8 protein-coding genes are annotated in these 12,065 nt (G+C 68.2%); 1 reads left to right on the top strand and 7 read right to left on the bottom strand.

Annotation, left to right across the window (positions count from 1 at the left end; genetic code table 11):
• Positions 1 to 74: 74 nt before the first annotated feature.
• On the bottom strand, positions 75 to 2,570 hold the full coding sequence (locus V3328_RS25375) for a cation:proton antiporter (RefSeq protein ID WP_340332527.1): 2,496 nt from the start codon (positions 2,568 to 2,570) through the stop codon (positions 75 to 77).
• Positions 2,571 to 2,787: 217 nt separating this feature from the next.
• Between V3328_RS25375 and V3328_RS25370 the strand changes: the two genes are divergently transcribed.
• Positions 2,788 to 4,266 (top strand): SLC13 family permease, encoded by a 1,479-nt coding sequence (locus tag V3328_RS25370; protein ID WP_340332526.1) that lies wholly within the window; start codon positions 2,788 to 2,790, stop codon positions 4,264 to 4,266.
• Positions 4,267 to 4,353: 87 nt separating this feature from the next.
• Here the strand turns inward: V3328_RS25370 and V3328_RS25365 are convergent, their stop codons facing one another.
• The 6 genes from V3328_RS25365 to V3328_RS25340 all read right to left on the bottom strand — a co-directional run bounded on the left by V3328_RS25365 (position 4,354) and on the right by V3328_RS25340 (position 12,044).
• Entirely contained in the window at positions 4,354 to 4,737 is a 384-nt protein-coding gene (locus V3328_RS25365; RefSeq protein ID WP_340332588.1) for a RidA family protein, read from the bottom strand.
• A 145-nt stretch (positions 4,738 to 4,882) separates the two neighbouring features.
• Positions 4,883 to 6,508 carry an AMP-binding protein gene (locus V3328_RS25360; RefSeq protein ID WP_340332525.1) on the bottom strand — a complete coding sequence of 542 codons (1,626 nt, stop codon included), beginning with the start codon at positions 6,506 to 6,508 and terminating at the stop codon, positions 4,883 to 4,885.
• 51 nt (positions 6,509 to 6,559) lie between these two features.
• A complete protein-coding gene (locus V3328_RS25355; protein WP_340332524.1) occupies positions 6,560 to 7,741 on the bottom strand; it encodes an acyl-CoA dehydrogenase family protein in 1,182 nt (393 codons plus the stop codon).
• On the bottom strand, positions 7,741 to 8,577 hold the full coding sequence (locus V3328_RS25350; protein WP_340332523.1) for an enoyl-CoA hydratase family protein: 837 nt from the start codon (positions 8,575 to 8,577) through the stop codon (positions 7,741 to 7,743). Before V3328_RS25350 ends, V3328_RS25355 begins: the two co-directional genes overlap by 1 nt.
• A gap of 310 nt (positions 8,578 to 8,887) precedes the next feature.
• Positions 8,888 to 9,667 carry an SDR family NAD(P)-dependent oxidoreductase gene (locus tag V3328_RS25345; RefSeq protein WP_340332522.1) on the bottom strand — a complete coding sequence of 260 codons (780 nt, stop codon included), beginning with the start codon at positions 9,665 to 9,667 and terminating at the stop codon, positions 8,888 to 8,890.
• A 7-nt stretch (positions 9,668 to 9,674) separates the two neighbouring features.
• A complete protein-coding gene (locus V3328_RS25340; RefSeq protein WP_340332521.1) occupies positions 9,675 to 12,044 on the bottom strand; it encodes a bifunctional salicylyl-CoA 5-hydroxylase/oxidoreductase in 2,370 nt (789 codons plus the stop codon).
• Positions 12,045 to 12,065: the final 21 nt, after the last annotated feature.

Raw genomic sequence — 12,065 nt, 5'->3', positions numbered from 1 at the left:
TCCTGGAGCAGGCCCGGCGGATCGGCGGGTACGACTAGACGCCGCGCCGGCGGTTGGCAATCGGCAGCGGCGCGTCAGACGGGTTCCCCGACATTCATCTGCTGGCGCTCGAGGGCGACCTGGTCGATCCGCTCCCTGATCGAGGGGTTGGATTTCAGCAGCCGGCGGAATTCGGCCTCCTCGAGCACCAGGAGCTGGCAGTAGCCAAGCGCCGTGACGTCGGCCTGACGGCGGGTGTGCGTGATCAGCGCCATCTCCCCGAAGAAGTCGCCGCGCCCGAGCCGGACCTTGGTCCTGCCCGTCGCCACCTCGACCGCGCCGGAGGAGATGAAATAGGCGGACGTGCCGCGATCGCCCTTCCGGATGAGGATTTCGCCGGGGAACGCGAGACGCGGCCTGAGCAGCGTGCGGATCTCCCTGCGCTCGGCTTCGTCGAGCGCCGAGAACATCGGGAACTTCTCGATCAGCGAGGCGGTGTTCAGACCGAGATCCAGCGGCGGCCGATGGGCAATGGCGGCCCTCACGCCGAGAAGCTCCCGTTTCAGGTTGCCGTGCAGTTCCTCGCCGATCAGCTCCTCGTCCCGAAGCGCATCGTATTCAGCCGATTCCAGCCGGATCGCCAGCTGTGCCAGGAAGCGCCGCTCGATGGCCTCCGCATAGTCGGGATACTGCAGCCGCAGCGCGTCCAGCGCAGCGACGGTCGCCTCCATGCGGATCGACAGGATCTCGCTGAGGATCTCCGAAAGCCGGCTGCCGAGCACATGCTTCAGCTTGCGGGCGTTGTAGCGCTGAAGTTCCTCCAGAACGATACGGCCCACCATGAGCATTTCGAATCGGTCGGCGACGCACCGCTTCAGCAGCGCGTCGAGCCCGAAGCGGCGGTGCAGATAGTGCCCGATCCGGAACGGCGTACCGAAGTGCAGACGGCGCTGAGCGATGCGATTGTAGCCGGGCCGCCCCTCCGACCGCGTCGCGTCGGCCATCTGCTCGGTGTTGGCGAGGAGCTGTTCCGTCAGCCGCATGGAGAGCGCACCGCCGCCGGCATGATCGGCGATCAGCTCCCGCTCGCGATTGACCAGTGCCAGAAGGCCGATCGTCACCCGCGTCCTGTCGGGGATCGCCTGGTCGGCGGCCTCCCCGCCTGTCATGTCGTCGACATGGCGGCGGTAGGCGGTCAGCGAGGCTGTGACCATGCCCGGATCGAGGCCGTAGCGCTTGGCCGTGTCCACGACCGATTCCCTGACCGAATCGAGCGACAGCGTCAGGATCTGGCGGCGCAGCGCCTGGTCGAGCGGCGACAGCCGGTCGATCTGCATGAGGCGGATCAGCGGCCTCAGCGTGGTGCCCCCGACCAGCAGGCTGAACAGCACGAAGCCGGTCGCGAGAATCGCGACAAAGCGCTGGATCTCCGGCGTGATCAGCCCGTTCTCCGTCACCGCAAGGGCGAGGGCGAGCGTGATCGCGCCGCGCAGGCCGCCCCACAGGATGACGAACTTGTAGGGATCGCTGATCCGCTCTCCGAGATTGAGCGGCGACAGCAGCGGCATCAGGCCGAACAGAACGATCGCCCGCGCCACCAGCGCCGCAACGACGACGATCGCGATCAGCAGGACGTCCATTCCGGTGATGCCGATCAGGAGATGCGGAACCACGATCGCCGCCAGCACGAAGACCAGCGACCCGGCAAGGAATGCGAGCTGTCCCCAGATCACCGACAGGAGATGCCAGGAATTCGGCGACAACCGGTTGCGGCCGACGGTTCCCACAACGATGCCGCCGACGACGACCGCGACGACGCCGGAGACGCCCAGGTACCGCTCGCCGATGACGAATATCAGATACGGGAGGGCGATCGTCAGGGTCAGCTCCGCCGCTTGCGAGCCGCGCATCAGCGGCAGCGCGGACATGGCGACGCGCGCAGCGGCGAAGCCGACCGCCGCCCCGCCGAAAAGCGAGGTCAGGAACGTTGCGGTGGCATCGACAAGCCCCGGCTCGATGCCGGTCGTCAGGATGCCGAGCAGGACGGTGAACAGCACGATGGCAGTCGCGTCGTTGAGAAGGCTCTCGCCTTCGACGAGCCGGGTCAGCCGCGTCGGCGCGCCGAGGTCTCGGAATATCGCCACAACCGCGGCCGGATCGGTGGTCGCCACCACCGCACCGACGAGAAGGCAGGCGACCAGCGACACCCCCGAGGCCCACCACAGGGAGAGGCCGATCACACCGGTGGAGACCACCACGGCGATGACCGCCAGGATGAAGATCGGCGCGGCATCCTCGATCATCCGGCGCATGTCGATTTCCAGCGCCGAGTGAAACAGCAGCACCGGAAGGAAGATGTAGATGAACCCTTCGGATGTGATCGGCACCCCGAGCAGCAGTTCCGCCATCGCGTCGAGGCCGGAGGCCCAGCCGGACCTGACGAGGTAGGTCGCAGCCAGTCCGATCATGACGCCGACAATGGCGAGAAGCACCGCGTTCGGCAGGCTGAACCGCCGCGCGATCGGCTGCAGAATGCTGATCAGCACCAGCAGTCCCGCGACGATCATGATCGTGTCGGGCAATGTCACCATGCAGGCGATCCCGAATTCTTGCGCGCTTTTTCGACCGTGATCTGCATCATGGAGAACCGCATCGCACCGCGATACGTCCGATCGCAGCAGGCCGCAAGCCCCCTTGCGGCGTGAGGACGAGGCGCCGATCCGCCGAAGTGGGGCCGGCGGAATTGTCTCGAATCGGGATGCTGCCCGACGAGGACGAATCGCCTCGGAGCAGGAAAGGCCGGGTCCCTTGACCGACGAACCACACGCCGACAGCCGCTCCTCCGCCACGCAGGCCGCGCGCCGCGTCGGCCTCCTGGCCGGGCCGGCACTTGCCGTGGCGATGGGTGCGGCGGGGTCGCCGCCGGACCTCGATCCGGCCGCCTGGAATGCCGCGGCGGTGGCAATCCTGATGGCGGTGTGGTGGATGACCGAGGCGGTGCCGCTGCCGGTCACCGCACTTCTGCCGCTCGTGCTCTTTCCGCTTCTCGGCGTAACGAGCATCGAGGAGACTGCGGCATCCTACGCCAATCCGCTCATCTTCCTGTTTCTCGGCGGCTTCATCATCGCCCGGGCGATGGCGCGCTGGCAGTTGCATCGCCGGCTCGCCTGGCAAGTCCTGCGCGTCGGCGGATCCGGGCCGACTGCCGTGGTCGCCGGCGTCATGGCGGTCACCGCGTTCCTCAGCATGTGGGTCAGCAATACCGCGACGGCGATGGTCATGCTGCCGATCGGCCAGTCGCTCGCGGCCTCGTTTGCCGAACGTCCCGACGTTTCGCGCGCGCAGGACACCGCCTTCTCGAGCGCGCTGCTGCTCGGGATCGCCTACGCGGCAACCATCGGCGGAATGGGGACGCTGATCGGCACGCCGCCCAATGCACTTTTCGCCGGATTCCTCCACGAGTCCTACGGCATCGAGATCGGCTTTGCCGACTGGATGCTGATCGGCATCCCGATCGTCGCCGTCCTGCTGCCGCTGGCCTGGATGATCCTGACGCGGATCGCCTTCCAGGTGCCGCGCCTCGCCGGGCATTCGCAAGAGAGCCTTGCCGGCCCTGCGGATCCGCCGGGCCCGATGTCGCGCGAGGAGAGGATGGTCGCCGCGATCATGGTCCTGGTCGCGGCGTGCTGGCTGCTGCGGCCGGTCATCGAAGCGGTGGTGCCAGGGCTGCCGGTCTCGGACGCCGGCATCGCGATCGCCGGGGCCATCCTGATGTTCGCGCTGCCGGTACGCTTGGCGCGGCCGGGCTTCCTGCTCGACTGGTCGGACATGAAGGAGTTGCGCTGGGACGTGCTGATCCTGTTCGGCGGCGGCCTGGCGCTCGCCGCGGCGATCTCCGGCACCGGGCTCTCGACCTGGATCGGCGCACTGGTCGTCGACCTCGAGGCCCTGCCGACCTGGCTGATGATCCTGCTGGTGATGGCGATCGTCGTCTATCTGGGGGAACTCGCCAGCAACACGGCGATGGCGGCGGTGTTCCTGCCGGTCGCAGGCGCCGCCGCCGTCGCCATGGGCGACAGCCCGCTGATGCTCGCCTTGCCGGTGGCGCTGGCGGCGTCGCTCGGGTTCATGCTGCCGGTGGCGACACCGCCGAACGCTATCGTGTTCGGCAGCGGCTCGGTGGGAATGCCGCAAATGCTGCGCGCCGGTGCGATACTCGACGTGGTCGCAATCATCGCCGTCGCCGCTCTCGCCCTGACGCTGGGACAGGCGATGTTTCCCGGCTGACGGCCGTGGACGTCCCGTCCCGCATCCGGAATGTGACCGGCTGCGCCGTCAGACGGACGGGGGCGGGTCCATCGCCGACCGCCCGGCTCACGCCGTCGGCACCACGGCGGTCGCCTCGATCTCCACCATCGCCTTGGGCTCGACCAGACCGACAACCTGCACCACCGCCATCGCCGGGTAGTACGGGCCGATGGCATCGCGGTAGACCCGGCCGATATCGCGCAGGTTGTTGCGATAGGCATCGAGATCGGTGACATACCAGGTCAGCCGGATCAGGTGGCGCGGATGCGCGCCGCCGGCGGTCAGGATCTCGCGGATGTTGGTCAGGGTCTGACGGACCTGCGCGACGAAGCCGTCGGCGAAACGCTCCTGCTGATCCCAGCCGACGACGCCGCCGGTAACGACGATCTCGCCGCGCGCCTTCATGCCGTTCGAGTAGCCCTTCGGCCGCTGCCAGCCTTCCGGCAACAGGACGGAGGGCCCGTTGCCGGGCGCATCCGAACCACCGGCTTCGCGACTGTCAACTGAAACGCTGGTCAGGGACACCTGATCATCCTCCAATGTGGTTGTTGCCCGGCGGTAACGGCCCGGCGTTCGCAAACCCTTGCCGGCCCGGTCAGGCCGCTTCCTGCCTGGCCATCTCACGCAGGTCCACCCGCCTCAGCTTGCCCGACTCGGTACGCGGCAGGCTGTCGACGAAGGCGATCTGGCGCGGATACTTGTAGGGCGCGATCTCGCTTTTCACGTGGTCCTGAAGTTCCTTGACGAGGTCCGGCGAGGGCGCATGACCCTCGCGAAGCTGGACATAGGCCTTCACAACCTGGCCGCGCTCCCTGTCGGGCGCGCCGACGACGCCGCAGAAGGCGACGGCCGGATGGGTCAGCAGCGCCCCTTCGACTTCCGGGCCGGCGATGTTGTAGCCCGAGGAGATGATCATGTCGTCGGAGCGCGCCTGGTACCAGAAGTAGCCGTCGTCATCCATCATGTAGGTGTCGCCGGTGACGTTCCAGCCGTTCTGAACATAGTCGGCCTGGCGGTCGTCGGCGAGGTAGCGGCAGCCCGTCGGGCCGCGCACCGCCAGCCGACCGATGGTGTTCGGAGGCAGCTCGTTACCCTCCTCGTCGATGATCCTGGCTTCGTAGCCCGGCACCGGCCGGCCGGTCGCGCCGGGCCGCACCTCCTCCTCCGGCGAGCCGATGAAGATGTGCAGCAGCTCGGTCGCGCCGATGCCGTCGAGCAGCTTCAGCCCGGTGGCCTCGTACCAGGCGTCCCAGGTGGCCTTCGGCAGCGTCTCGCCGGCGGAGACGCACTTGCGCAGCGACGCGAGGTCGCCGGGCTGCAGCATGTCGATCATCGCCCGGTAGGCGGTCGGCGCGGTGAACGAGACCGTCGCCTTGTATTCGCGGATGGCCTCCAGGAGCTTGTCCGGCGGCGCGGCCTCGAGCAGCACCGTCGCCGCCCCGACCCGCATCGGAAACAGCACCAGCCCGCCGAGACCGAAGGTGAAGGCGAGCGGCGGCGAGCCGATGAAGACGTCGTCGCGCTCCGGCCGCAGCACCTGTGTCGAATAGGCGTCGCAGATCGCCATCATGTCGCGATGGAAATGCATCGTCCCCTTGGGAACGCCGGTCGTGCCGGAGGTGAAGCCCAGCAGGCAGACGTCGTCGCTCGCGGTGTCGCAGGCCTCGAACTCTGCCGGCTCCTCGGCCATCATCGCCTCGAGCGTGTCGGGGCCGCCGCCCCAGTAGACGATGCGCTCCAGCCGCGACGCCTGGGTCCTGGCCTTCTCCATCTCCTCGGCGAGGCGCACGTCGCACAGCGCCAGCGGAATCTCGGCCTTCTGGATCGTGTAGGCGAGTTCCTTGGCGCGCAGCAGCGGCATCGTCGCAACCACGACGCCACCGGCCTTCAGCACCGCGAAATAGGTCGCCACCATCATCGCGTTGTTGGCCGAGCGCAGCATGACGCGACCTCCCGGCACCAGGCCAAGGCGCCTGGTCAGGACGTTGGCGATCCGGTTCACCCGTTCCTGCAGGTCGCGGTAGGTCAGCGTCTCGCCGGGCGTGATGATGCAGCGCCGGTCGCCGTCGCCTGCTTCGATCCGCCTGTCGAGGAGCTCGACCGCACAATTCAGCCGTTCCGGATAGTTGAGCTCCGGCAGCGTGAACCGGAACTCCGGCCATTGCGCCTGCGGCGGGAGATTGTCCCGCGCAAAGCTGTCCACGTGTCCGCTTCGAAACATCCTCTTACCTCCACACGTGCCGTCGCGGCGCGTCCGCCGCCGGCAATCCCCTCATGCCTTCGCCGCCGCTGCGCTGTCCGCCGCCTTCAGCAGCTCGCGGGCGATCACCACCTTCTGGACCTCGGTCGCTCCCTCGTAGATCCTCAGCGCCCTGATCTCGCGGTAGAGCTCCTCGACCTTGACGCCGCTCTTCACCCCGAGCCCGCCGAACATCTGCACGGCGCGGTCGATCACCTGCTGCGCGGTCTCCGTGGCGAACATCTTCGCCATCGACGCCTCGCGGGTGACCCGTGCCGCGCCCATGTCCTTGGTCCAGGCCGAGCGGTAGATCAGCAGGGCGGAGGCATCGACACCGGTGGCCATGTCGGCGAGCCCCGCCTGGGTAAGCTGCAGGTCGGCCAGGGGCGCGCCAAACATCTGCCGCGTGCGGGCCCGCTCCACTCCCTCGTCGAGCGCCCGGCGGGCGAAGCCGAGCGCGGCGGCCCCCACCGTCGAGCGGAAGATGTCGAGCGTCGACATCGCCACCTTGAAGCCATCGCCACCGGCGCCGACGCGGTTGGCGACGGGCACCCGGCAGCCGTCGAAGGTCAGCGTCGCCAGCGGGTGCGGGGCGATCACGTCGATGCGCTCGGCGATCTCGAAGCCCGGCGTGCCGGCCTCGACGATGAAGGCAGAGAGCCCCCGTGCGCCCGGCGCCTCGCCGGTGCGCGCGAAGACGACGTACCAGTCGGCAATGCCGCCGTTGGAGATCCAGGTCTTGGAGCCGTCGAGGCGAACGTGGTCGTTGCCATCGGCCGTCGCCGTCGTCGCCATCGCCGCGACGTCCGAGCCGGCGTCCTCCTCCGACAGCGCGAAGGCCGGGATCGCGGCACCTGCGGCGACGCCGGGCAGGTACTTCGCCTTCTGCTCGACAGTTCCGGCGAGCACGACCGGTCCGGAGCCAAGCCCCTGCATCGCGAAAGCGAAATCGGCAAGTCCCGTCCGGTAGCCGAGCGTCTCGCGGGCGATGCACAGCGTCCGCACGTCGTGACGCCGGCCTTCGTCCGCCGGCGCCGCGGCCGTCAGAAAGCCGCCCTCGCCGAGCGCGGTGACGATAGCCCGGCACGACTTGTCGACGTCGTGGTGATCGACCAGCGGCTCGAGCGTCGCATCCGCCCAGGCCGCGATCTTCTCGGCGAAGACCCGGTGCCGGTCTTCGAAGAAGGGCCAGTCGAGGAAGGTTCTGTCGGCCATCAGTTGCCCTCGAACACCGGAGTCTTCTTCGCCGCGAAGGCGCGGTAGGCGCGGGCGAAGTCTTCCGTGGTCATGCACAGCGCCTGGGCGACGGCTTCTGCCTCGACGGCCTCGTCGACCGACATCGCCCACTCCATCTGCAGCATCCGCTTGGTCATGGCGTTGCCGAAGGTCGGTCCCGACGCGAGGTCCTTCGCGAAGGACCGCGCCTCGGCGAGCACCTCCTCGCCGGATATCAGGCGGTTGTAGAAGCCCCAGCGCTCGGCCTCCTCGCCGCGCAGCGCGCGGCCCGTGTAGAGCAGTTCGGAAGCGCGGCCCTGGCCGATGATCCGCGGCAGGATCGCGCAGGCCCCCATGTCGCAGCCGGCGAGGCCGACCTTGTTGAACAGGAACAGCACCTTCGAGTCCGGCGTGCCGTAGCGGATGTCTGAGGCCATCGCGACGATCGCGCCCGCCCCGGCGCAGACGCCGTCGATCGCCGCGATGATCGGCTGCGGGCAGGCGCGCATCGCCTTCACCAGTTCCCCGGTCAGCTTGGTGAAGCGCATCAGGCCGGCGGTATCCATCTCGACCAGCGGCCCGATGATCTCGAATACGTCGCCGCCGGAGGAGAAGTTGCCGCCGGCGCCGGTGACGACGAAGGCCTTGATGTCCTCGTCGTTGGCGGCGGCGCGGAACATCGCGCCGAGTTCCGAATAGGAGTCGAAGGTCAGCGGATTCTTGCGTTCGGGCCGGTTCAGCGTGACGGTCGCGACCTTGCCCTCGACCTCGAGCAGGAAGTGCTTCGCCTCGTAGTCCTTCAGCGGCGGGGCGACGGAAGCGGGCGTCCAGGTCACGGGCAAGGCTCCTTGGGTTGGATTGTCTGGCAGTGTCTTGCGTGTGCGATCCGCGCCAACCGGATCATCGGATATCCGCTACCCCGGCCGCCACCTCTCCCCGCCGGGGAGAGGTGGGAGCAAGGTGCCGGCTCGTCGTGCAAATCGGTCTCCTCGTGGTTCGAGACGCGGGCCGACGGCCCGCTCCTCACCATGAGGAGACCGGTTGTAGCGAGGCGAGAGTCAGCTGCGCGAACAAACTCTCCCCTCATGGTGAGGAGCGCCGCAGCCGCGTCTCGAACCATCGAGGCCCCCGAACCCGCCACGCCCATCACATCACCTCGCCGCCGGCCACGGCGATCGCCTGGCCGGTGACGGCAGCCGCGCCGGGACCGCACAGCCACAGCACTGCGTCGGCGACCTCGTCCGGGGCGACCAGGCGGCCCTGCGGGTTGTCCTTGACGAGCTCCGCCTCGGCCTGCGCCGCCGTCATGCCGGTCTTCTCGACGATCCGGGCGATCGAATCGGCGACCAGGTCGGTGTCGGTGAAACCCGGGCAAACCGCGTTCACGGTGACGCCCTTTCGGGCCGTCTCCAGCGCCAGCGACCGGACGAGGCCGATCGCGGCATGCTTGGCGGCGCAGTAGGCCGAGGTGTAGCGATAGCCGGTGAGGCCCGCGGTCGAGGCGATAACGACGATCCGTCCGCCGCCCGCCTCGACCATCGGGCCGAGCACGGCATGGACGGAATGCACGACGCCCATCAGGTTGACGTCGAACATGCGCCGGAACAGGGCGGCATCGGTGCGGGCAAACGGGGCGGATTCGGCGGCCCCCGCATTGGCGACGAGGATGTCGACGGGTCCGCGGTCGGCGGCAGCGGCTTCGATCGCCGCCTGGATCGCCGCTTCGTCCGTCACGTCGGCCAGCACGTATCCGTCCGCGCCGCCGGACCCGACCAGTTCGGCGAGCGGCTGTTCGCCGCGGCCGGTCACCGTGACGAGCGCGCCGGCAGCCGTCAGGGTGCGGGCAATCGCCGCGCCGATGCCGCGGCCGCCGCCGGTCACCACCGCGTGGCGGCCTTCGATCGCCGATACGCCGGTTGCAGCCACCTGCCGACTACTCCGCCGCCGCGATGAACGAGGTCTTCGGCCGCGGCGCCTCGCGGGACGATTGCCGCGACTTGGGACGCGCCTTGATCCGCAGCTCCTCGAGGTTCTGCCGGTCGCGAACGCTGTTGCGGGCGAGCTGGTCGTAGCCCGGCTCGTACTGCGGCTGGACCGTCAGATAGGGCTCGCCGTACCAGGCAGCAGCCCGGGCGGTGAAGAACGGGTCGACGAGATGCGGACGGCCGATCGCCACCAGATCCGCGCGTCCGGCGACCAGTATGGTGTTGGCCTGGTCGGCGGTGGTGATGTTGCCCACGCACATGGTGGCGACGTCCGCCTCGTTGCGGATCTGGTCGGAGAACGGCGTCTGGAACATGCGCCCGTAGACCGGCGCGGACCAGTTCACGGTCTGGCCGGTCGAGACATCGACGAGGTCGACGCCCTCGGCGGCGAAGGCCTGCGCAACGGCCACCGCGTCCTCGCCCGGCAGGCCGCCCTCGGCCCAATCCGTGGCGGAGATCCTGACCGACATCGGCTTGTGCTTCGGCCAGGCCTCGCGCATCCGCCGGAAGACCTCGAGCGGGAACTTCAGCCGGTTCTCGATCGGGCCGCCGTACTCGTCGGTGCGCTGGTTAGTCAGCGGCGACAGGAAGCTCGCCAGCAGGTAGCCGTGGGCGCAGTGCAGCTCAAGCATGTCGAAGCCGAGCCTCTCGGTCCGCTCGACCGCGGCGACGAACGCCTCGACGATGCGGTCCATGTCCTCGCGGGTCACCTCGCGCGGCACCTGGCTTTCCGGATAGTACGGGATCGGCGAGGCCGACAGCACCGGCCAGCCATCCTCGGCATTGTCGAGCGGCCGGTCCATGCCCTCCCACATCAGCTTGGAGGCGCCCTTGCGACCGGCATGGCCGAGCTGCATGCACAGCTTGGAGTTGGAATTCGCCTGCACGAAGTCGACGATCCGCTTCCAGGCGGCCTCCTGCTCGTCGTTCCACAGGCCGGTGCAGCCGTGGGTGATCCGCGCATCCGGCGCCACGCAGGTCATCTCGGTGAAGATCAGGCCGGCGCCGCCCATCGCCCGGGCGCCGTAGTGGACCAGGTGGAAGTCACCCGGCACCCCGTCCTTCGCGGAGTACATGCACATCGGCGACATGACGATGCGGTTCTGCAGCTCCATGTCGCGCAGCCTGAACGGCTGGAACGCCGGCGTCGCCGGGTTGTCGACGTCGACGTCGAAGCCCTTCAGCCGGACCTTTTCGGCGAACATCCGGTCGGCCCTGTCGACGAATTCCGGCGCCCTCAGACGCAGGTTGTCGTAGGTGATCGCCTTGGAGCGGGTCATCAGGCCGAAGGCGAACTGGATCGGATCGTAGTCCCAGAACCGGTCGAGATGCTCGAACCAGACCAGCGACACGTCGGCGGCGTGCTGGATGATCTCGACACCCTCGCGACGGCCGGACTCGAACAGCTTCAGCGCCGAAGGCACGTCCGGCTTCGCCTCGATCGCCTCGAACAGCGCGATCGCGTCCTCCATGGCCAGCTTGGTGCCGGAGCCGATGGAGTAGTGCGCGGTCGCCTTGGCGTCGCCGAGCAGGACCATGTTGTCCTTCACCCAGCGCTCGTTGCGGATCATCGGGAAGTTGCGCCACATCGACCGGTTGATCAGCAGCGGATGGCCGTCGAGATACTTGCCGAAGATCTTCCGGCAGAACTCGGCGGATTCCTCCTCGTTCAGCGCGCCGAGGCCGGCCCGTTCGAAGGTCTCGTCATCGGTCTCGAAGATCCAGGTCGAGCGGCCTTCCTCGTACTGGTAGGCATGGGCGATGAAGATGCCCCACTCTGTCTCCTCGAAGCAGAAGGTGAAGGCGTCGAGCGGCTTGGTGGAACCCATCCAGGCGAACTTGTTGGGGCGCAGGTCGACATTCGGCCTGAAGTGCTCGGCGAAATGCTCGCGGAACCGGCTGTTGACGCCGTCGGAGAGCACCACAAGGTCAGAGTCGGAGAAGTCGGTGTCCGGATCGACCTCCGTCTGGTAGCAAATCTCGACGCCGAGCTCGATCGCCCGGTCCTGCAGGATCCTCAGCAGCGTCGTGCGCGAGCAGCCGCAGAAGCCGTTGCCGCCGACCCGGTGCGCCGTGTCCTTGAAATGGATCTCGATGTCGTCCCAGTAGGCGAACTCGTCGGTGATCCGCTTGTAGCTCTCCGGATCCCAGCCCTCGAAGGTGTCGAGCGTCTCGTCGGAGAACACCACGCCGAAGCCGAACGTGTCGTCCGGCCGGTTGCGCTCGAAGGCCGTGATGACGCTGTCCGGCCGGGCCTTCTTCAGAAGGATTGCGAAATACAGCCCCGCAGGTCCGCCCCCGACGATCGATACCTTCATGACGCGTCTCTCCCGGTTCGG

The organism is Microbaculum marinum, assembly GCF_037855135.1.
Taxonomy (GTDB): Bacteria; Pseudomonadota; Alphaproteobacteria; order Rhizobiales; family Tepidamorphaceae; genus Microbaculum; species Microbaculum marinum.
Note: the sequence above shows the minus strand (reverse complement) of the source record. Positions and strands in the feature narration are given on the sequence as shown.